The organism is Roseateles sp. GW821-FHT02E12 (genome assembly GCF_059421665.1).
Window position 1 is genome coordinate 2,187,750 of record NZ_JBWKVK010000001.1, and the last position, 21,311, is coordinate 2,209,060.

General features: G+C 68.3%; 19 protein-coding genes. 17 read left to right on the plus strand and 2 right to left on the minus strand.

Annotation, left to right across the window (positions count from 1 at the left end; all coding sequences use genetic code 11):
- Positions 1-7 precede the first annotated feature (7 nt).
- The 13 genes from AC07V5_RS10210 (at position 8) to ubiM (ending at position 14,286) form a co-directional block, all read left to right on the plus strand.
- Positions 8-547 carry a GNAT family N-acetyltransferase gene (locus AC07V5_RS10210; protein ID WP_495115538.1) on the plus strand — a complete coding sequence of 180 codons (540 nt, stop codon included), beginning with the start codon at positions 8-10 and terminating at the stop codon, positions 545-547.
- A gap of 5 nt (positions 548-552) precedes the next feature.
- Entirely contained in the window at positions 553-942 is a 390-nt protein-coding gene (locus AC07V5_RS10215) for a GFA family protein (RefSeq protein ID WP_495115539.1), read from the plus strand.
- Positions 943-1,053: 111 nt separating this feature from the next.
- The gene (locus tag AC07V5_RS10220; protein ID WP_495115540.1) at positions 1,054-1,944 is read left to right on the plus strand and encodes a tetratricopeptide repeat protein; all 891 of its coding nucleotides are present in this window, start codon (positions 1,054-1,056) and stop codon (positions 1,942-1,944) included.
- Between the two features lie 48 nt (positions 1,945-1,992).
- Positions 1,993-2,643: a lysophospholipid acyltransferase family protein gene (locus AC07V5_RS10225; RefSeq protein WP_495115541.1), complete on the plus strand. Its 651-nt coding sequence runs from the start codon at positions 1,993-1,995 to the stop codon at positions 2,641-2,643.
- Entirely contained in the window at positions 2,643-3,629 is a 987-nt protein-coding gene (locus tag AC07V5_RS10230; protein WP_495115542.1) for a phosphatidate cytidylyltransferase, read from the plus strand. Before AC07V5_RS10225 ends, AC07V5_RS10230 begins: the two co-directional genes overlap by 1 nt.
- Before the next feature lies 1 nt (position 3,630).
- Positions 3,631-4,179, plus strand: a complete 549-nt coding sequence (gene ruvC / locus AC07V5_RS10235) for a crossover junction endodeoxyribonuclease RuvC (protein ID WP_495115543.1) — start codon at positions 3,631-3,633, stop codon at positions 4,177-4,179.
- A 301-nt stretch (positions 4,180-4,480) separates the two neighbouring features.
- The gene (locus AC07V5_RS10240) at positions 4,481-5,200 is read left to right on the plus strand and encodes a PEP-CTERM sorting domain-containing protein (protein WP_495115544.1); all 720 of its coding nucleotides are present in this window, start codon (positions 4,481-4,483) and stop codon (positions 5,198-5,200) included.
- Positions 5,201-5,302: 102 nt separating this feature from the next.
- The gene (locus AC07V5_RS10245) at positions 5,303-7,693 is read left to right on the plus strand and encodes an Ig-like domain-containing protein (protein WP_495115545.1); all 2,391 of its coding nucleotides are present in this window, start codon (positions 5,303-5,305) and stop codon (positions 7,691-7,693) included.
- 148 nt (positions 7,694-7,841) lie between these two features.
- Entirely contained in the window at positions 7,842-9,248 is a 1,407-nt protein-coding gene (locus AC07V5_RS10250; protein WP_495115546.1) for a sodium:solute symporter, read from the plus strand.
- Positions 9,245-9,514 carry a hypothetical protein gene (locus AC07V5_RS10255; RefSeq protein ID WP_495115547.1) on the plus strand — a complete coding sequence of 90 codons (270 nt, stop codon included), beginning with the start codon at positions 9,245-9,247 and terminating at the stop codon, positions 9,512-9,514. Before AC07V5_RS10250 ends, AC07V5_RS10255 begins: the two co-directional genes overlap by 4 nt.
- Before the next feature lie 33 nt (positions 9,515-9,547).
- Positions 9,548-11,323 (plus strand): ABC transporter ATP-binding protein, encoded by a 1,776-nt coding sequence (locus tag AC07V5_RS10260; protein ID WP_495115548.1) that lies wholly within the window; start codon positions 9,548-9,550, stop codon positions 11,321-11,323.
- A complete protein-coding gene (locus AC07V5_RS10265) occupies positions 11,310-13,082 on the plus strand; it encodes an ABC transporter ATP-binding protein (protein ID WP_495115549.1) in 1,773 nt (590 codons plus the stop codon). The genes AC07V5_RS10260 and AC07V5_RS10265 overlap by 14 nt, the downstream gene beginning before the upstream one ends.
- A gap of 46 nt (positions 13,083-13,128) precedes the next feature.
- A complete protein-coding gene (gene ubiM / locus AC07V5_RS10270) occupies positions 13,129-14,286 on the plus strand; it encodes a 5-demethoxyubiquinol-8 5-hydroxylase UbiM (RefSeq protein ID WP_495115550.1) in 1,158 nt (385 codons plus the stop codon).
- On the opposite strand, the gene AC07V5_RS10275 is transcribed toward ubiM, so the two are convergent.
- Entirely contained in the window at positions 14,283-15,527 is a 1,245-nt protein-coding gene (locus AC07V5_RS10275) for a patatin-like phospholipase family protein (protein WP_495115551.1), read from the minus strand. The two genes, ubiM and AC07V5_RS10275, sit on opposite strands and share 4 nt — an antisense overlap.
- A gap of 22 nt (positions 15,528-15,549) precedes the next feature.
- Positions 15,550-16,281: a phasin family protein gene (locus tag AC07V5_RS10280; RefSeq protein WP_495115552.1), complete on the minus strand. Its 732-nt coding sequence runs from the start codon at positions 16,279-16,281 to the stop codon at positions 15,550-15,552.
- Positions 16,282-16,725: 444 nt separating this feature from the next.
- Between AC07V5_RS10280 and AC07V5_RS10285 the strand changes: the two genes are divergently transcribed.
- From AC07V5_RS10285 to AC07V5_RS10300, 4 genes are all read left to right on the plus strand, one after another.
- Entirely contained in the window at positions 16,726-18,720 is a 1,995-nt protein-coding gene (locus AC07V5_RS10285) for an SDR family oxidoreductase (protein ID WP_495115553.1), read from the plus strand.
- Positions 18,721-18,781: 61 nt separating this feature from the next.
- Positions 18,782-19,327 carry a GNAT family N-acetyltransferase gene (locus tag AC07V5_RS10290; RefSeq protein ID WP_495115554.1) on the plus strand — a complete coding sequence of 182 codons (546 nt, stop codon included), beginning with the start codon at positions 18,782-18,784 and terminating at the stop codon, positions 19,325-19,327.
- Positions 19,324-20,553 (plus strand): saccharopine dehydrogenase family protein, encoded by a 1,230-nt coding sequence (locus AC07V5_RS10295; RefSeq protein ID WP_495115555.1) that lies wholly within the window; start codon positions 19,324-19,326, stop codon positions 20,551-20,553. Before AC07V5_RS10290 ends, AC07V5_RS10295 begins: the two co-directional genes overlap by 4 nt.
- Positions 20,550-21,311, plus strand: coding sequence for a nitrilase-related carbon-nitrogen hydrolase (locus AC07V5_RS10300; RefSeq protein ID WP_495115556.1), 762 nt, complete (start codon positions 20,550-20,552; stop codon positions 21,309-21,311). Before AC07V5_RS10295 ends, AC07V5_RS10300 begins: the two co-directional genes overlap by 4 nt.

Here is a 21,311-nt window from a genome sequence, read left to right on the forward strand (position 1 = left end):
CGTCGGCATGCCGACGATTCCTGCCATCCGCTTTGCCACGGCCGAGGACGCCCCGCTGCTGGCGGCCTTCGCTGCCCAGGCCTTTACCGACACCTACCGCGAGCTGAGCGATCCGCAGGAGATCGCCGACTACGTGGCCGAGCATTTCCAGCCCGAGGTCATGGCTGGCGTCATCCGCGAACCGGCCTGCACCACGCTGCTGGCCTGGGTGGATGAGCAGTTGGCGGGCTACGCCATCCTCAGCGCCGACCCAGCACCCGCCTGCGTAGCGGGGCCGGCACCGCTGAAGTTGTGGCGTATCTACCTGGGCCAGGGCTTCATCGGCCAGGGCCTGGGCGCGCGGCTCATGCAGGCCGTGCACGAGCAGGCGAGCCGGCGTGGCGCACGCACGCTGTGGCTCGGCGTCTACGATCGCAACGTGCGTGCCGTCGAGTTCTACGAACGCTTCGGTTTCGCCAAGGTCGGCGGGCAGGAGTTCCTGTTCGGTGGTGAGATCTACATCGACCCGGTCTACGCGGCCGCGGTGCGTCCCGCAACGCAGGAGTGACGTCCATGATCGAAGGTTTCTGCCTTTGCGGCAGCGTGCACTGGCGCTTCGACGGCGAGCCCGACGGCGCGACTGCCTGCAACTGCACCGCCTGCCGCCGCTACGGCACGCTGTGGGCCTATGACTACGTGGACGAGGGCATCCACGTCAGCGGCCCGACCCAGGCCTATGCCCGCGGCAAGGCGCTGGAGTTTCACTTCTGCCCGACCTGCGGCTGCGTCGCCTTCTGGCGCGGGCTGCGCCTTGAAGACGACGGACGCCGCCGCATCGCCGTCAACCTGCGCCTGGCGGAGCCGCAAGCGGTGGCCGCCATCCCCATCGACCATTTCGATGGCCTGGACAGCTTCGACGACCTCCCTCGCGATGGCCGCTGCGTGGCGGACTATTGGTTCTAGTCCTACGCGTAAAGCCTTGAAACCGGGCGGCTCGGCGCCAGATCAGGGGCGCAAACTGCTGTCGTCTGCATGCTCGCGTGGCGAGCGGGCGATGGTTCGAGGAGTGTTGCGATGAAGTTCCCCAGATTCCTGCTGCTTTGCATGGCCCTGCTGTCCGGGTTGTGGCTGGGCGTTGCCCAGGCCCTGCCCAACGTCGACGAGGTGCAGGCCGCCGCCCAGCGCGGCGACTACGCCGGTGCCGAGAAGATGATGCGCGAGGTGCTCGTGGCCAAGCCCGACAGTGCCCGTGCCCACTATGTGCTGGCCGAGATCCTGGCCCACGAGCGCCAGTTCAAGGAAGCCGGCGAGCACGCCAGCCGGGCGCGCGCGTTGGACCCGGCCATCAAGTTCGCCGACCCGGCCAAGTTCAGCGCCTTCGAGCAGCTGCTGCAGCGCCAGCAGGCCGCCAAGGCCACGGTGCAGACACCAGCCGCCATCAGCGCCACCGCGCCACCGCCGCGTGCTGCCCCCATCGAACGCAGTGAAAGCAGCGGCGGCGTGCCGGTCTGGCTGCTGGTCGTGGGCGTCGTCATCTTCATCGCGCTGGCCGTGCGCTGGATGCGCAACCGCACCGCGGCGCAGAGCCAACCGGCATTCGCGGGTGCAGCCGGCGGTGCCGGTGGCTACGGCATGGGTGGTGGCTACGGCCCCGGCATGCCGCAGGCGCCCACGTCCGGCGGCCCCGGCCTGATGGGCGTGGGCCTGGCCGCGGCCGGTGGCGTGGCGGCAGGCATGCTGGCCGAGAAGCTGCTGCATGGCGGCCATGACGAACGCAGCCTGCCGCGCGATGGCGGGAGCAGCGCGGGCAGTGGTGGCATCGTCCCCGGCAGCTTCGACAGCGATGCCGGCAGCGCCGCCGACGAACTGAGCCGCCGCAACATCGACTTCGGCAGCGGCGACGGCTGGGACAGCGGCGGTGCTGGCGGCGACGTCGGCGGTGGCGGCGGCAGCGACGACTGGTAGTCCGGGCGCTGACCCTGGCGCCGTGGGCGGACCCTGATAATCCCGCCCATGACGCTAGCCGCCTTCACCGGCCAGTTGCTCGCCTTCATCGCCCGACTCATCACGGGCGCCCAGGGCCACTGGAAGGGCTGCCCGCCTATGGCGGAGCAGCGCATCTACATCGCCAACCACCAGAGTCATTTCGATCTCGTCCTGATCTGGGCCGCGTTCCCGCATGAGCTGCGCGCCCAGACCCGCGCCATCGCCGCGCGCGACTACTGGACCAAGTCGCGCTTTCGCACCTGGCTGACGACGGCCGTCTTCAACGCCATCTACGTCAGCCGCGCACGCAGCAACCCCGACGAGGATCCGCTGGAACCCCTCGTGGAGGCGCTGGCCAAAGGCGACTCCCTCGTCATCTTTCCAGAAGGCACGCGCTCCAACAAGGGCAACCCGATGCCGTTCAAGTCCGGCATCTACCACCTGGCCGAGCAGTTCCCGCACGTGCAGCTGATCCCGACCTGGATCGACAACGTGCAGCGCGTCATGCCCAAGGGCGAGGTCGTGCCGGTGCCCATCCTGTGCACGGTGACCTTCGGCGCGCCCATCCAGCTGCTGCCGGGCGAGAGCAAGGCCGACTTCCTGTGCCGTGCCCGCGAAGCCGTCATGGAGCAGCGGCCTGACCCCGCCCTGGTCGGCCGTGTGGTGGAGTCCGACTGATGGTGGCCTGGCTCAAGCAGCTCAATTCCAGCGAGCAGGTGGCCCTGCTCTTCGTCGTGCTGTTCGGCTTCCTGATGCTGTTGACGGGGGGGCTCTTCTTGAACTCGCTGCGCGAACGCAGCAGCGAGGACGAGCGGGTCGCGTCGCAGCTCACCTGGGAGCGCGTGCGCCGTGACCTGCGCGCGGCCTGGATCGGCGGCTGCATGTTCTGGGTCGCGTGGATCTCGGGGCCGCTGGGCGCGACGCTGCTGTTCGCGCTGTTCTCCTTCCTGGCGTTGCGCGAGTTCATCACCCTGATGCACACCCAGCGCAGCGACCACCGCACGCTGATCGTCGCCTTCTTCGTGCTGCTGCCGGTGCAGTACATGATCTGCGGAACTCGCTTCTTCGACCTCTTCACCGTCTTCCTGCCGGTCTATGGCTTCCTGGTGCTGCCCATCGTGGGCGCGCTGGCCGACGATCCGAACCGTTTCCTGGAGCGCAACGCCAAGATCCAGTGGGGCGTCATGGTCTGCGTCTACGGCCTGTCGCACGCGCCGGCCCTGCTGCTGCTGGACTTCCCTGGCTACACGGGGCGTGGCGCCTTCCTGCTGTTCTTCCTCGTCATGGTCGTTGCGGCTTCGCAGATCGCGCAGGAGATCGCCACGCGCTCGCTGCGGCGGCGGCCCGTTGCGCGGCGCATCAGCCGCAGCTTTTCGATGCGGGCCTGGTGGATAGGCACGCTCACCGGCTCGGTTGCCGGTGCGCTGCTGTTCTGGATCACGCCCTTCAAGGTCGGCCAGGCGCTCGCCATGGCCTTCCTGACGGCCGCCGCCGCCGGCTTCGGCGGCTTGGTCATGAAGGCCTTGAAGAAGGATGCCGGCGTGCTGTACTGGGGCAACCGCAGCTCCATCACCGGTGCCGTGGGTCTGCTGGATCGCATCGCGGTGCTGTGCTTCGCAGCCCCGGTGTTCTTCCACTCCGCGCGCTGGTATTTCGGGCGGTGATGTGAGGATTCTCGGCATCGACCCCGGCCTGCAAACCACAGGCTTTGGCGTCATCGAAGCCGACGGCCCGCGGCTGGCCTATGTGGCCAGCGGCACGATCAAGACCAACGCCGTCGCCACCGGCGACCTGCCGGCGCGGCTGAAGATCCTGTTCGACGGCATCCGCGAGGTCACGACCCGCTACCAGCCGCAGTGCGCGGCGGTGGAAATCGTCTTCGTCAACGTGAATCCGCAGTCCACGCTGCTGCTGGGCCAGGCGCGCGGCGCGGCGATCACGGCGCTGGTGTCGGCCGACCTGCCCGTCAGCGAGTACACGGCCCTGCAGATGAAGAAGGCCATCGTCGGCCATGGACACGCCAAGAAGGAACAGGTCCAGGCCATGGTGCAGCGGCTGCTGAACCTGCCCGGCGTGCCCGGCAAGGACGCCGCCGACGCCCTGGGCATCGCCATCATGCATGCCCATGCGCGCGTGAGCTTCGAGGCGATGAGCCGCAGTACGACGCTGCAACGGCGCCAGCACGCGCAGTTCAAGGGCGGCCGGACTTATTGAGCCGGCGCTGCCGTTCGGCGGCGTGTTTTCTTCGCAACGCGCCGGCGTCGGCCGACCCCTTGGATGCGGGGAGCCGATGGCCTTTGGTTTGGCCGGCGCAACCGTGAAAAATCACGTTTTCCTGAGGAAAAACAAGCCCTTGCGACACCTCGGCGACAGCTTGGTGACGCTTCGATAGGGGTATGCCCGGGGGAATGTCTTCCTATTGCGTAAAAAAAGCATCACTACGCTCTGAAGGTCCGCTGGGCCTAACGGCGCTTCACGGCGGCCAATTTAGCTTTAACCCTCACCACCGCCCGCCATGAAACTCCGTCTTCTTGCCCTTGCCGCGCTGGCCGCCGCCAGTTTTCACGCCCACGCCGACACCGTCGCGCTGTGGGACTTCAACACCTTCAGCTGCACCAGCAACTGCACGACGACGCCCAAGGCCACCCAGACCGCCAATGGCGGTTCGCTGAGCATCGTTGGCGGCGTGACGTTCGCGTCGGTGGGCGGCTCGGGCACTGGCAGCGCCATGAACACCACCACGTACGCCGCTCAGGGCCAGGGCAGCCTGACCAAGGGCGTGCAGTTCATGATTGACACGACGGGCTACACCGACCTGGTGCTGAGCTTTGCCCAGCGCAACAGCAACACCGCATCGGCCTGGACGACGCTGCAGTACACGACCGACGGCAGCACCTGGCTCAGCGCGACCAACTTCTTCATGCCGTCCGCCTCGGCCACGGTGTTCGTCAACGGCCTGACCTTTGACTTCAGCAACACCGCCGACGTCAACAACAACGAGAACTTCGGCGTCCGCTTCCTGTCCATCTTTGCGCCGGGCACCAGCGCCTACGCACCGACGGCCAACGGCCAGACCTACGCCACGGGCGGCACCATCCGCTACGACAACGTGCTGCTGTCCGGCGACGCCATCCCCGACCTGCCGCCCGCCGTGCCCGAGCCCCAGACCTATGCGCTGATGCTCGGTGGCCTGGCCGCCATCGGCCTGCTGGCCCGCCGCCGCCGCGTGAGCTGAGAGCTACCGCTCGCTCTTCCAAGCTTCCAAGCCCTGGACCCACTCTCTGCCGAGGACGTCGTGAAAGCCTATTCCTTCCCCCTGCGCCCGCTCACCGCGTGCATGCTTCCCCTGCTACTGGCCGCTTGCGGCGGTGCCAACTCGCCGGAAGCCACCGTCACCCCCGCGGCCACGGACAGCATGTCCAAGTCCGCTGCCGTGCACCCCAGCGTCAAGTACCCGGACCACCATGAGTTCGAGACGGAGCTGAAGGTTCCGTTCGTCAGCGAGCTGGCCAGCGGCGCTCGCCGCTTCAGCGTGTCGATGAACTACCTGGGCGCACCGGAAGGCGAGCAATTCGCCTACCGCCTTGAGCTGGTGGCGCCCAATGGCAAGGTCGTCCAGACCTACGCCGGCGTGGAGCGCTTCAAGGGCAAGCCCTTGACGCTGGACTTCGACTGGGCCGGCCGCACCGACAAGGCCGCCCTGGCCGACGGCGTCTATGAGGCCCGCCTGACCGCCTTCGCCGTGGATGCCGACGTGGCCGCCAAGGGCGAGACCGACGACGCACGCGTGAAGTCCCTCGCCGCAGCCGACGAGCACGGCCATGCGCCGCACACCGAGTCCTTCCAGTTCGTCGTCGGTGCCGTCCCGGCTGCCAAGATGCCGGCCTACCGCGCCATGGCCCTGGGCAGCCAGGTGACCGGCGGTGAGGTGCCTCGCGCCAAGGCCATGTCGGCCGCGGCCATCGCAAGCTGGCCCTACACGGTCTACTTCGGCTCGCTGCATGGCCAGACCAACGACTCCGACGGCGGTGGCAACCTGTCCACCTGCAACGAGTCGCAGCCCGCACAGACTGGCCAGTACGGCCCGGACACCGCCTTCCCGTATGCCAAGAACCGGGGCCTGGACTTCTTCGGCAACACCGACCACAACCACTACTTCGACGGCAGCTCGGGCCTGGGCAGCATTCCCGCCGCCACCGCGAAGAACCGCTACACCGCGGGCGTGGCCACGGCAACCAACTACACCGCAGCCACCCCTGGCTTCCTGGCCATGTACGGCATGGAGTGGGGCGTCATCAGCGGTGGCGGCCACCTGAACATCTTCAACAGCGACGAGCTCTACTCCTGGGAGTACGACCCGAGCAACCAGCTCTACGGCCACCGCTTCATCGCCAAGGGCGACTACGCGACGCTGTACACCACGATGCGCGCGGCCGGCCAGGTGGGCCAGTTCAATCACCCCGACACCTCCGGCCAGTTCGTCGTGAACGGCACCGACTTCGGCTACACCGCCGACGGCGACGAAGTGATGGTGCTCGCCGAGATCTCCAACACCAGCGCCTTCTCCAACAAGGACGACGAAACCCAGCAACCGGGTTCCGGCTACGAGAGCGCGTTCAGGAAGATCCTGGAGCGCGGCTTCCACGTGGCGCCGGCCACCAACCAGGACAACCATTGCGCGAACTGGGGTGCGTCGTACACCAACCGCACGGCCATCCTCATCCCCAACGGCACGCCGCTGACCAAGGAAAGCTTTGTCGATGCCGTTCGCGCCCGCCGCGTGTTCGCCACGCATGACAAGAACTCGCAGCTCGTGTTCAGCGCCAATGGCGCCATCATGGGTTCGCGCATCAACAACCAGGGTGCGCTGAACCTGAACATCGGTTTCGCCAGCACCACTGGCAAGACCGTGTCGCTGGTCGAGGTGTGGCAGGGTGTCCCGGGCCGCAACGGCACGATGACATTGCTGACCAACAGCGCGACCTACAGCCACACGCCTACCGACGGCCTGCACGTCTACTACGCCAAGTTGACGCAGAACGACGGCAAGATCCTGTGGTCCGCACCGATCTGGGTGAACCAGGGCGCCGCCAACAACGGCGACGTCACGCCCCCGACCGTCAGCGCGAGCGAAACCGGCAACAGCGGCAACATCACGCTGTCGGCTGCCGCAAGCGACAACGTCGGCGTGACGAAGGTCGAGTTCTGGGTGGACAGCGCGCTCAAGGGCACGGTCACCACCCCGCCTTACTCGATGACGATGGACTCGCGCACGCTGCCCAACGGTTCGCACAGCCTGGTCGCCAAGGCCTTCGACGCGGCGGCCAACAGCGCCACCTCCACGGCAGTGGCTTTCACCATCACCAACGCTGGTGCATCGGCAACCGAGACCGAGTCCAACAACACCATTGCCACCGCGAACGCCGTCGGCACTGCGACAAGCCTCTCCGGCTTCATCAGCAGCGCCAGCGACAAGGACTACTTCAAGGTTGACCTGCCGGCCAACAAGAAGATCCGTGTCGACATGACCGGCCCGAGCGGTGTGGACTACGACCTCTACCTCGTCACCTCCTCGGGCGCGGGCCTGGCCTCTTCCGAGGGTACGACGGCCTCCGAGTCGCTCACCTACACCAACGGTGCCAGCGCGCGCACGGTGTACATCAAGGTGCAGAGCTACAGCGGCTTCAGCACCACGACGGGCTACACGCTGTCGATCAGCTATCCCTGAGTTCGGGGCGCATCCATCGGCGGCTCGATAGGGCCGCCGCCTAAGACACAGGGGCCTTCGGGCCCCTGTTTGCTTGGTGCATCCGCAACCGCCGCGGGCGGCCCGCAGCGCCGTGCAACGGGCTCGTACTCGGGCATGATCGCGGCCCATGTCGCCAGCGCTGCTCTTGATCGGGGTCCTGACCTATTTCGGCCTGCTGTTGGTGCTGGCGCGAAGCGTCTCGCACGGGTCAGGCGCCGAAGGCTTTTACGTGGGAGGCAGGCAAAGTCCCTGGCCGATCGTCGCCTTCGGGATGATCGGCACGTCGCTGTCCGGCGTCACCTTCATCAGCGTGCCGGGTTCGGTGGCCACCAGCGGCTTCACCTATCTGCAGATCGCGCTCGGCCAGGTCGTCGGCTACGTCGTCATCGCCATGCTGCTGCTGCCGGCCTACCACTGCCTCAAATTGGCCTCCATCTACGGGCTGCTGGGCGACCGCCTCGGCCCGGCCGCCCAGCGCCTGGGCTCGGCCTTCTTCGTGCTGAGCCGCACGCTGGGCGCGACGGCGCGGCTCTATCTCGTCGTGCAGGTGCTGCACACACTCATCCTGCAGCCGCTCGGTGTGCCCTTCGCCGTGGGCGCGGCCGTGGTGCTGGCGATGATCCTGCTCTACACCGTCGAAGGCGGCGTGAAGGCGCTGGTGTGGACGGACACGCTGCAGACCGCCGGCATGCTGACCGGCCTCGTCGTCTGCGTGGCGCTGCTGTGGCGCTTCGATGCCTTTGCCCAGCTCGATGCCGCCGGCCTGAGCCGCATCTGGGTGGGCGACCCGCTGAGCCGCGACTTCTCGGCCAAGGCCTTGCTGGCCGGCATGTTCATCGCCATCGCGATGACGGGGCTGGACCAGGAAATGATGCAGAAGAGCCTGTCGGTGGCGAAGCTGCGCGACGCGCAGAAGAACCTCTTCGTGCTGGCCGTGCTGATGCTCGTCGTCGTCGCGGTCTTCCTGCTGCTGGGCGGGCTGCTGACGCTGTTCGCGCGTGAGCATGGCCTCGCAGTGACTGGCGATGCGCTCTTCCCCACCGTCGTCATGCAGCACCTGCCGGCCTGGGTGCAGGTCGTCTTCGTGTTGGCCCTGGTATCGGCCCTGCTGCCCAGCGCCGACGGCGCGCTGACCGCGCTGACGGCCAGCACCTGCCTGGATCTGCTGCGCCTGCCGCGGGAGGACGTGAGCACGCGTCGTCGCGTGCACCTGGGCTTCGCGGTGCTGTTCCTGGCCTTGGTGCTGGGCTTCAAGGCGTTGGACAGCACCAGCATGATCTTCCTGATCCTCAAGCTCGCCGGCTACACCTATGGGCCGTTGCTGGGCCTGTTTGCCTTCGCGATGTTCACGCCGCGCCAGGTCTCGGCTCGCGCGCTGGTAGTCGTGTGCGTGGCGGCACCGCTGCTGTGCGCGATGCTGGATTTCGGGCAGCCTTGGGGCGGGTATCAGATCGGACTAGAGTTGCTGCTGCTCAATGGGCTGCTGACGTGGGCCGGGTTGTTGTGGTTCGCTGGGCGCGGGCGACAGCGGTGATCTGGGCGTTCAACTTCGGACTGGGTGTTTGCGCGTTGCTCATCGTTGCGAACTGGGGTGCGCTGATTGATGCCGCGTTCAGGAAACGCAGTCTTTCGTTTGCGCCGCCCTTTCTTTCGGGCTTGCTGGCCACGCTGCTGATTGCGATGCATCCCGACGTCGAACTTCGCGTTTTCTGGTGGCTTCCCCTCTTGCTCGATCCGAGCATTTCATTCGCGCTGTCGGCCACTGCAGTCATGGCACTGGCTCGCCGGCTCCGCGCCTGATTCTTCTCACCACCGGGCGACACTCGCCCTCGCATGTTGTCCACAGCTACAGCCTCCTCCACCCTCTCCCGCATGCTCGCCGGCTTTGTCCGCGAGCACTGGCGCGCCTACGCCGCAGCCGGCGCCATGCTGAGCTGCATCGCGGCGATGACGGTGTGGATTCCGCGCCAGGTCGGCCATGTAGTTGACGCCCTCGTGGCCGGCGGCCTGCGAGGCACGCCGCTGCTGCAGCAACTCGGCCTGCTGGTTGTGGCTGGCCTTGCCATCTACCTGCTGCGCGTGGGCTGGCGGCTGACCCTCTTCAAGGCAGCCTTCCGCCTCGGTGCGCGGTTGCGCACGAGGCTCTACGGGCGTCTCGCGCTGCAAGGCCCGGCTTACTTCCAGAGTCAACGCACGGGCGACCTGATGGCGCTGGCCACCAACGACATCGACGCCGTCGAGCAGGCCGCCGGCGAGGCCATGCTGGCGGGCTTTGACGGCACTCAGACGCTGGTGCTGGTGCTGGCCATGATGACGCTGGGCATCGATTGGCGCCTTGGTCTTGCCGCCTTGGTGCCATTCCCGCTGATGGGCCTGGCCTTCTGGTGGATCTCGGGCCATCTGCACCAGGCCGCTCAGGACTCGCTGGGCGCCTTCAGCGGCCTGAACCAGCAGGTGCAGGAAAGCTTGACCGGCGTGCGCACGGTGCGTGCCCTCGGGCTGGTTTCACGCAGCGAGGCTCAGTTCACCGAGCTGGCCGAGCGCGCCGCCGAGGCCAGCTTTCGCTCGCAGCGCTGGGAGGCTGCCTACGAGCCGGCCGTGGGCATGACGCTGGGTGCGGCCACGGCCATCGCGCTCGCGATGGGCGGCTGGCTGGTGGCACGCAGCGAGATCACCATTGGCCAGCTGACGGCCTTCACGATGTATCTCGGCCAACTGATCTGGCCGATGTTCGCGGCCGGCTGGGTGCTGGCCCTGCTGGAGCGCGGCCGCGCAGCCTGGACGCGGTTGGCGCCGGTGCTGGATGCACCGCTGACGCTGGCGGACGAGGGCAGGGTGGCTATGCCGGCAGACCCCTTGCTGCGCGCGGAAGGGCTGAACTTCCGCTTCCCCGGCGCCAAGCGGCCGGCGCTGGAAGGTGTGGATCTCGCGCTCGCGCCGGGCCGCACGCTCGGCATCGTCGGTGCGACCGGCGCGGGCAAGTCCACGTTCGTGCGCTTGCTGCTTCGCCAGGCCGAGCCCGACGCTGGGCGGCTGACGCTGGGCGGCGTGGCGCTGCCCGATCTGCCGCTCGCCAGCTTGCGTGCCCACATCGCCTGGGTGCCGCAGGAGCCCTTCCTGTTCTCGGCCTCGGTGGCCGACAACATCGCGCTGGCTCGGCCCGGTGCGACACCGGCCGAGATCGAGGCTGCCGCGCAGCTAGCCTCGGTGCACGACGACATCGCGCGCCTGCCCAGTGGCTACGCCACCGAAGTCGGTGAGCGGGGCGTGACGTTGTCCGGTGGCCAGCGGCAGCGCGTCGCCATCGCGCGGGCGCTGCTGTCCGATGCGCCCTTGCTCGTGCTCGACGATGCGTTGTCCGCCGTCGACACCGGCACCGAGACGGACATCCTCGACCACCTGCGCGAGCTGCGCGCCGCGCGCCCGGATCGCAGCGTCATCGTCATCGCGCATCGCCTCTCCGCGGTGATGGACGCCGACGAGGTCATCGTGCTGAAGCAGGGCCACGTCATCGAGCGCGGCACGCATCAACAGCTGCTGGAACTGGGCGGCTGGTACGCAGCGCAATGGCGCTATCAACAGATCGAGGCCAGCCTTGAAGCCGCTTGAGAAACCGTGGAAGAGCGTGGGCCTGCTGCTGGACGCTGCACGGCCGGAGCGACCGCACCTGATTAGCGGCGGCATCTGGCTCGTCGCCGCTGCCGGTCTCGAAGTGCTCGCCCCCATCCTCGGCAAGCGCTACATCGACCACCATCTGCTGCCGCGCCAGTTCGACATTGCCGAGATGGCCACGCTGCTCGCGCTGATGCTGCTGACCGGCTGGGCCGCGAGCTGGATCCGCTACGCCCAGCTGTCGCGCATGGCTGGCGTCGCGCGGCGCTCGGTGCTGAGGCTGCGCGAGCGTGTCTACGCCCACGTGCTGGCCCTGCCCATGGCCTTCTTCGACAAGGCCATCACCGGCCAGCTCGTCAGTCGCGTCACCAACGACACCGAGGCGGTGAACCAGCTCTACCGCCAGGTGCTCTACGTGATGCTGGACTCGACCATCGTCGTCTTCGGCTCGCTGATCGCGATGGCCTTCCTGGACTGGCGGCTGATGCTCATCGTGGCGACGCTGGTGCCGGCCATGGTGCTCATCATCGCGGGCTACCAGAAGCTGTCGGCACCGGCTGTGGCACGCACCCGCCAGTTGCGCAGCGACATCAATGCGCAGATGGCCGAGAGCATGGCCGGCATGGCGGTGCTGCAGGCCAGCGGCGCGGCCGAGCGCTTCGCCGCGCGCTTCGAGGCGACGAATGCCGAGCACCGCCTGTCGCGCATCGCCGAGCTGCGCGCCAACGCCTGGCTGCTGCGGCCCGCGCTGGATCTGATGAACGTGCTGCTGCTCGTCACCGTCATCTACAGCTTCGGCCGGCGCGAGCTGTCGGGCCTGGAGGTGGGGCTGCTGTACGCCTTCCTCAGCTACATCGCCCGCGTCGTCGAGCCGCTGATCCAGATCACCATGCAGTTCGGCCAGCTGCAGCAGGCCATGGTCGCCGCGTCGCGGGTGCGGGCGCTGCTGGAGGAGGACGAGCATCGTGGCCCGGCCCAGGATGGCCGCGAGATTGCGCAGGGCGGCATCCGCATCGAGGCCTTGAGCTTTGGCTACGACCCGGCGCGGCCGGTGTTGCATGGCGTCAGCGTGGACATTCCGCCGGGCAGCTTCGTCGGCATCGTCGGCCACACGGGCAGCGGCAAGAGCACGCTGCTGTCGCTGCTGCTGCGCTTCTACACGGCGCAGCAGGGCCACATCACCGTCGACGGCCAGCCGCTGGCCAGCGTGCCCGACGCCGCCTTCCGCGACGCGGTGGGTCTGGTGCCGCAGGAGCCCTACCTGATGTCGGCCACGGTGCGCGACAACATCGCGATGGGCCGGCCGGGCATCAGCGAAGAAGACATCCAGGATGCGGCCAGGGCCGCCCGTGCGCATGACTTCATCGTGGCGCTGCCGCAGGGCTACGACACCTTGCTCGGAGAAGGCGGTGCGCGTGTGTCCACCGGCCAGAAGCAGCTGCTGGCGATGGCGCGGGCCTTGGCCGGTGCGCCGCGCATCCTCTTCCTGGACGAAGCCACCAGCAACATCGACAGCGCGACCGAGCAGCGCGTCGGCGAGGCGCTGACGGCGCTGCATGGCCGCGTGACGGTGGTGGCCATTGCGCACCGCCTGTCCACCATCCGTGCAGCCGACCAGATCCTCGTGCTCAACCACGGCCACCTGCAGGAGCGCGGCCGGCACGAGGCGCTGATGGCCATCGAGGGCGGCCTCTACCGCCGCCTCGTCGAGCTGCAGACGCTGGAAGAGCCCGAGGCCGAAGCCGACGCCACCTGACGTGGGTCAAGGCGGCGCAGCGCCCGGCCGCCTAGGCTGCGTGACCATGACCGAACTCGCCTGCACCTCGCCCCAAGTCCTGATCTGTGGCGCCGGTCCCGCCGGCCTGGCGCTGGCCTGTGCCCTGCATGACCGCGGCTTGGCCGTGCGTGTGCTGGAGCAGTCCGACGCCGCCACGCTGGCGAGCCCGGCGGACGATGGCCGCGAGATTGCGCTGACCCACCGCTCGCGCCGCGTGCTGGAAGGCCTGGGTCTGTGGGAACGCCTGAGCGACGTTGCACCGCTGCGGCGAGCGAGCGTGCGCTCCAGCGGGTCGCGCACGGCGCTGCCGTTCGAGTCGAGCGGGCAGGATCTCGGCTGGCTGGTGGCCAACCATCGCATTCGGGCGGCGGCCTGGGTTGGCGCACAGCAGCGTGGCATCGAGGTGCTGTGCGGCCGCGCGGTCGTCGGCTTCCGGCGCGAGGCCCATGTCGCCATCGTGGACACGCGCTGTGGCGAGCGCCACGAGGCGCCGCTGGTCGTCGCGGCCGACAGCCGCTTCTCGCCGCTGCGCCGCCTGGCGGGCATCGGGGCCCGTCATCAAGACTTCGGCCGCAGCGCGCTGCTCGTGCCGCTGGCGCACGAGCGCAGCCACGAGGGCGTGGCCCAGGAATGCTTTCTGGAAGGCCACACGCTGGCGCTGCTGCCCAAGACGGGGCAACGCTGCTCGGCCGTGTGGACGGTGGCCAACGCCGAGCTGCCGCGCCTGGCAGCGATGGATGAGGTGGAGCTGGCTGCGGCCATCGAGGCCGCGGCCGAGGGCCGGCTGGGGGCGATGCGTGTTGACGGCACGCGCCATGTCTACCCGCTGGTGGCCGTGTGGGCGCAGCGCTTCGTTGCGCCGCGCCTGGCGCTGATCGGCGATGCGGCGGTGGGCATGCACCCGGTCACGGCACACGGCTACAACCTGGGCCTGTATGGCATTGAGGCGCTGACGAAGCGCCTGGACCCGGCCCGCGACCCCGGTGAGATGGGTGGGCTGCTGGCCTACGAGGCCGAGCACCGCCGCACGGCGGGCTCGTTGTATGCCGGCACGAACGCGCTGGTGCGCTTCTTCACGGACGACCGCGCGCCAGTGCTGGCGCTGCGCCGCGCCGTCATCGACGCCGCGCGGTACCTGCCGCCACTGCGCGCGGCGATCACGCGTCGGCTGGTGGACGCCTAGCGGGCCCGAGCTTCCAGCACGCTCAGCGACCCGCGCAGCGAGCGCAGGGCTTGTTCCGTGCGCGTTTCGCCCGGCGCGGGCAGCAGGCGTGCCTCGCGGTCGGCCAGCACGTCCTCGCGCAGGGCCAGGCCGGCGCGTGCGAACTGGGGCTTCAGCACCGCGGCACGTTCGCGCAACAGCTCGCGCGTGGCCTGGTAAGCGTGTTCGGCGAGGTGGCGGCGCTGGCTGTAGCTGAAGGTGTTGGCCAGGAAGAGTTCGGCATCGCGCGGGTCGGGCTCGAACAGCAGGATGTCGGTCTGCGGATGCGTCAGCTCATAGCCTTTGAGCCCGAGGGCCAGGCGCGAGTGGATCAGCGAGCGGAAGGTCTGCGACAGCACCAGCGGCAGGCCACCATCCACCAGGCGGTGGATGCGCGGCTGCAGCGCGCGCACGGCCGGGCGGCCGAGCTTGCTGGCCAGCTTCCTGGCGCGGCGCGAGCGGTCCTCGCGCGCCGTGGAGCGGCGGTCGCTCTCGTAGGGCACCAGCGGGTTCAGGCAGATCAGCAGGTCCAGCCCGCGGTCCAGCAGCACGGAGGCGTGCAGCGTCTTCTTCAGCGCGCCGTCCACGTAATGCCGGCCATCGATTTCGACCGGCGGGAACAGCCCGGGCAGCGCCGCGCTGGCCTGCACGGCCTGCGAGATGGGCACGTGGTCCCAGCCTTCGGCGCCGAAGGGGATGGCCTCGCCGCTGTCGAGGTCGGTGGCCACCAGCACCAGGCGGTGACGCAGCTTGCGGAAGTCGTTGCTGCGGCCGGGCAGGGCGAAGACGCGCTGCAGCGCCTCGCCGAAACGCTCGCTGGACAGCAGGCCGGTGGGCAGCACGCGGCCCAGGCGCTCGACGGCACCCAGCACGGAGCGGCCTTCCAGCAGCACCTCGCGCGCGGCGTCGGCCAGCAGGCCCGGCAACAGGCGCAGGCGCTCGCCGAACTCGGTCCAGGCCGGTTGCAGCAGTTCGGCGGGGTCGAAGCGGTCTGGCGCTTCGGCGGTGTTCTCGATGAAGGCGGCGCAGAGCTGGCGCGGCGTCATGCCGTTGGCCAGGCCGGCGGCGATGAAGCCGCCCGCGCTGACGCCGATGTAGCCGTCGCAGGCGGTGAAGTCCAGGCCGTCGACGGCCTCCTCCAAAGCACAAAGGGCGCCAACTTCATAGATGGCGCCCAGTGGGCCTCCGCCTGCCAGGGCCAACCCAATCCTTGGTTGGCTCATGGTGGGAGAGAGCTAGCGGTGCTTAGGCTTGAGCTGCGGGCTCAGCGGCAACCGGAGCTGCGACAGCCTTCTTGGCGGCCGGAGCCTTCTTCGCCACGGTCTTTGCCGGAGCGGCCTTCTTGGCCACGGGAGCCTTGGCCGGAGCAGCAGCCTTCTTGGCCACGGCCTTGACGGCGGCCTTCACGGGCGCGGCCTTCTTGGCGACGGCCTTGACGGCAGCCTTCTTGGCCGGCGCAGCCTTGGCGACGACGGCCTTCTTCACGGCGGCAGCCTTCTTGACGACGGCCTTCTTGGCAGCCTTGGCGGGCGAAGCCTTCTTCAGGCCGGCCGACACGGCCAGCGCGTCGATGCGCTTGATCAGGCTGTCCACGTCACCGGCGGACGGCACGTTCAGCGTCTTCAGCGCCTTGGCGACGCGCTGTTCGAAGATGCTTTCCAGCTTGTCCCAGTGCTGGCCGGCCTTGGAGCCAACGTCACCAGCCATGCCGCTGACCTTGCTGGCCACGGCACTGAGCTTTTCCTCAGCGGCGGATTGGGTCTTCTTTTGCAATTTGAGTCCTTCCGAGACGAGGGCCTCGAAAACCTTGCTGCCTTCACCTTGGGCCTTGGAGAAGGAAGCCAGGCCGGCAGCCCAGATTTGCTGGGCGCTGTCCTTGACGTTCTGTGCCATCGCGCTGTCGAGCAGGCCAGCCGGGAAGCCGGTGGCGGCAGCAGCCTTCTTCTTGTCAGCCATCTTTTGGAGCTTCTTGACCATTTGGTGTCCTTGCGAGTTTGCGAATTGCTGGTGGCACTGTAGCGGCGGCATCCCGCTCCAGCACGGCCATTCCTAGTGAGTGCGCTCTACGTGGGGAGCCTACGCGGCAGAGGGCGTAGCCCGCGCCGGGGCGAGTTGCGGGGCCAGGCTAGGCGTCCGGCGAGGCGTGGGTCGGGACCCACAACGAGCCGGTAACGACGCATGGCCCCGCAACTCGCCCCGGCCCTTCGGGTTGAGTCTGGCAAGGGCGCATGCGGCGTTGCTCGTCGTTGCGGGCGCGAGCCCGCGGCCTCCTCGCGCCTTGCCTGCGCCCTTGCCAGACTCAACGCGGGCCACGTCCTCTACCGTGTAGGCTCCCTGCCCTGGGGAAAGTGCCCAGCGAGGGCCCACGAGCGCTGGTGAAGAATCAGCTCGATTACCCCATCCAACAAGCAGGAGACCCGCATGCAGTATTTCGTCACTGGCGCCACCGGCTTCATCGGCAAGCGGCTCGTCAAGAAGCTGCTGGCGCGACGCGGCAGCACGGTCCACTTCCTGATGCGCGAGGAGAGTGCAGCCAAGCTGCCCGACCTGCTCGCCTACTGGGGCGTGAGCAAGACCCGCGCGATCCCCGTCTACGGCGACCTGACGAGCAAGAAGCTCGGCGTCGCCAGCGACGTCATCAAGAGCCTCAAAGGCAAGATCGACCATCTGTATCACCTGGCCGCGGTCTACGACCTCGGCGCCGACGAGGAGTCGCAGGTCGCCGTCAACATCGAGGGCACCCGCAGCATGGTTGAGTTCGCGCAGGCCATCGACGCCGGCCATGTGCACCACGTCAGCTCGATTGCGGCGGCAGGCCTGTACGAAGGCGTGTTCCGCGAGGACATGTTCGAGGAGGCCGAGAACCTCGATCACCCGTACTTCATGACCAAGCACGAGAGCGAGAAGATCGTGCGCAAGGAGTGCAAGCGCCCCTGGACGGTCTACCGCCCGGCGCTCGTGGTGGGCGACTCCACCTCTGGCGAGATGGACAAGATCGACGGGCCTTACTACTTCTTCAAGCTGATCCAGCGCATGCGCCAGATCCTGCCGCCGTGGCTGCCCAGCGTCGGCCTGGAAGGCGGCCGCATCAACATCGTGCCGGTGGACTTCGTTGTCGACGCGCTCGACCACATCTCGCACAAGGTCACCAAGGCCCACGGCTGCTACCACCTCGTCGACCCCAAGGGCTACCGCGTCGGCGACGTGCTGGACATCTTCAGCAAGGCCGCGCACGCGCCCAAGATGAATCTGTTCATCAACGCCGCGCTGATGGGTTTCATCCCCAAGAGCGTGAAGAAGGGCCTGATGGCGCTGGCGCCGGTGCGCCGCATCAAGAACGCGGTCATGAAGGATCTCGGCATCCCCGAGGACATGCTGACCTTCGTCAACTACCCGACCCGTTTCGACTGCCGCGACACCGAGGCCGCGCTGAAGGGCTCGGGCATCGCCTGCCCCGACCTGAACGACTACGCCTGGCGGCTCTGGGACTACTGGGAGCGCCATCTCGACCCGGCCCTCTTCATCGACCGCAGCCTGCGTGGCGCGACCGGCGGCAAGGTGGTGCTGGTGACGGGCGGTTCCTCGGGCATCGGCCTGGCCGCAGCCATCAAGTTCGCCGAGGCCGGCGCCATCACGCTGATCTGCGCGCGTGACGAGGTCAAGTTGGCCGAGGCGGTCAAGGAGATCAAGGCTGCGGCGGGCAAGGACGCGCAAGTCCACAGCTACGCCTGCGACATCGCCGACGAGGCCGGCTGCGCCGGGCTGATCCAGTGGTGCAACGACGAGTTCGGTGGCGTCGACTTCCTCATCAACAACGCCGGCCGCTCCATCCGCCGCGCCATCGAGAGCAGCTACGACCGCTTCCACGACTTCCAGCGCACGATGGACCTGAACTACTTCGGCTGCCTGCGCGTGACCATGGGCCTGCTGCCCGGCATGGTGGCCAAGAAGAAGGGCCATGTCGTCAACATCAGCTCCATCGGCGTGCTGACGAACGCGCCGCGCTTCAGCGCCTACGTGGCCAGCAAGGCCGCGCTGGACGCCTGGACGCGCTGCGCTTCCAGCGAGTTCGCCGACACCGGCGTGACCTTCACGACCATCAACATGCCGCTGGTGCGCACGCCCATGATCGCCCCCACGGCGATCTACAAGAATGTGCCGACGCTGGCGCCCGAGGAGGCCGGCGACATGATTGCGCAGGCCTGCATCAACAAGCCGGTGCGCATCGCCACGCGCCTGGGCATCTCGGGCGAGATGCTGCATGCCGCCGCGCCGCGCATCGCGCAGATCGTCATGAACACGACCTTCCGCATGTTCCCCGACAGCTCCGCCGCCAAGGGCGACAAGTCGGGCAAGTCGGGGCTGTCACCGGAAGCCATCGCGATGCAGCAGATGATGCGCGGCATCCACTTCTAAGAAGAGACACTCTGCCCAGGCCCGGCTCCGGCAGGGCCTTTTTTATTCAAGGACGAGATCCATGTTGAGAGGACAACGCGTCGGCCTGCGCTACCTGACGGAGGACGACCTTCCCTGGCTCAAACGCACGCGCGGCGACCCGCAGATCTACGGCGACTTTCTGGGCACGCGGATGATGACGCCGCACGCTGTGGACCAGCGCTGGAAGGACAACGGCTTTGCCAACGAGGATGCTGAGCGCCTGTTGATCTGTCACCTGCACGACGGCAGCGTCATTGGTGACGTGGTGCACTTCGCTGCGGCCCGCTACACGACGGCGCGCGAGATCGGCTGGACGATGGCCGACGTCGCGATGCGCGGCCAGGGGCTGGCTTCGGAGGCGGCCGCGCTGCTGGTGGACTACCTGTTCGAGAACTGGCCGGTGAACCGCCTGTCCTGTGGCATGTCGGTGCACAACCATGCCTCGCGGCGCGTGGCCGAGAAGTGCGGCTTCAAGCACGAGGGGGTGCAGCGCGGCATCGTCTTCGTGGCCGGTGAGTATGTGGACTGCCATGCGCTGTCGCTGTTGCGCAGCGAGTGGTTGGCGATGAAAGGCAAGGGCGAGTGAAAGACAGCAAGGAATTCGATCTGATCGTCTTCGGCGCGACCGGCTTCACCGGCCGTCTCGTCGCTGAATACCTGCACCTCAGCGGCGCTGCCGGTGCGCGCTGGGCGATTGCCGGGCGCAGCCTCGACAAGCTCGGCAAGGTGCGTGATGAGTTGCATCTGCCGCCGTCTGTTGCGCTGCTGAAGGCCGATGCGAGCGATGTCGCGGCGCTCAAGGCCCTGGTCGCGCGCACCCGCGTCGTCATCACGACGGTCGGCCCCTATCAGCTCTATGGCGAGCCGCTCGCCACCGCCTGCGCCGAGGGCGGTGCCGACTATGTCGACCTCTGTGGAGAGCCGCTGTGGATGGCCCGGATGATCGACAAGCTGACGCCGCTGGCCCAGAAGAGCGGTGCGCGCATCGTGTTCTCCTGCGGTTTCGATTCCATCCCGTTTGACCTGGGCGTCGTCTATCTGCAGGCCGAGGCTCAAGCGCGTTTCGGTGCGCCGCTGGCCGAGGTGCGCGGTCGCGTCGCCCGTGTCAAGGGCACGGCCTCGGGCGGCACCTTCGCCAGCATGATGGAGACCATCGAGGCCGTGCGCCGTGAGCCGCAGCTCTTCAAGCTGATGGCCAACCCCTTTGCACTGACGCCGGGCTTCAAGGGCCCGCGCCAGCCCAGCGGCCAGGGCGCCGAGCTGGACGACTGGGCCGACGCCTGGAGCGCCCCCTTCTTCATGGCCACCATCAACACCAAGAACGTGCATCGCAGCAACGCGCTGCGCGGCCACCCGTGGGGGCAGGATTTCATCTACAGCGAGAAGCTGCTGACCGGCAAGCCCGGCCAGGGTGACAAGGGCCGCAAGAAGGCCGTCGCGCTGGCCCGCTTCACCAAGCTGCAGAACCTGGCGCTTGGCTTCACGCCGACTCGTGCGCTGCTGCGTCGCTTCGTGCTGACCCAGCCCGGCGACGGCCCGGACAAAGCCGCTCGCGAGGCCGGGCATTACGTGCTCTGGTTCACCGGCAAGTCGGCGGGGGGCGAGACGCTGCGCGCCATCGTCAAGGGCGACCGTGACCCCGGTTATGGCTCGACCTGCAAGCTCATCAGCGAGACGGCCCTGTGCCTGGCCCAGGATGTGGGCCGCGACGCGACGCCGGGGGGTGTCTGGACACCTGGCAGCGCCATGGGCCTGGCCTTGGTGCGTCGCTTGCATGAGCGTGCGGGGCTGACGTTCGAGATGGCGGCTTGACGGGTGTCGTGCGTTGGGCCGTCGCCCAGCCGCGCATGCACTGGACGCTGGCCGGCAATCTGGCCGAGACGGTGGCAACGCTGGAGGCCGCGGCTGCGGCAGGCGCTGAGGGCTGCGTCTGCACGGAGCTGGCGCTGACCGGGTTCCACCGCCGGCTGCCCGAGTTGCTCGACGCCGCTGCGCTGGCCGATGCCGAGGGCCAGCTGCGCGCCGCCTGCGCCCGCTTCGGCATCGCTGCCGCCATCGGCCTGCCGACGCTGGGCGAGGGCGGTGCGGTCTTCAACAGCCATGTGTACATCGACGCCACCGGCCAGGAGCTCGGCCGCGTGCACAAGCGCGGCCTCACACCGAGTGAAGCGACGTTCTTCGCGCCGGGTGGCACGCGCGGCTGGACGGGCATCGGTGGCCTGCTGGCGACCTCGGTGCTTTGCCGGGAGATGCTGGACGGCGATGCACTGCTCGCCGAGCTGCGGGCCGCGCTGCCCGCGGGAGATGCCGGCCTGCGGGTGATCTTCTGGCCCAGCTATATCGGTGAATCGGACGCCGAGCAGGCGGCTCTGTGCGCGGCTTATCGCGAGGGCGCGCAGCACCTGGCGCGCGAGTTGGGCGCCTGGGTGCTGCAGAGCAATTGGCCCGAGGGGCTGAACCTGCCCGGGCCGCAGGGGTTTGGCGCCAGCGTGGTCATTGCGCCCGACGGCACGCGGGTGTCGACGCTGCCGCGCGACGCGGCCGTGCTGCGCGTCGTGGATCTGGCCTGA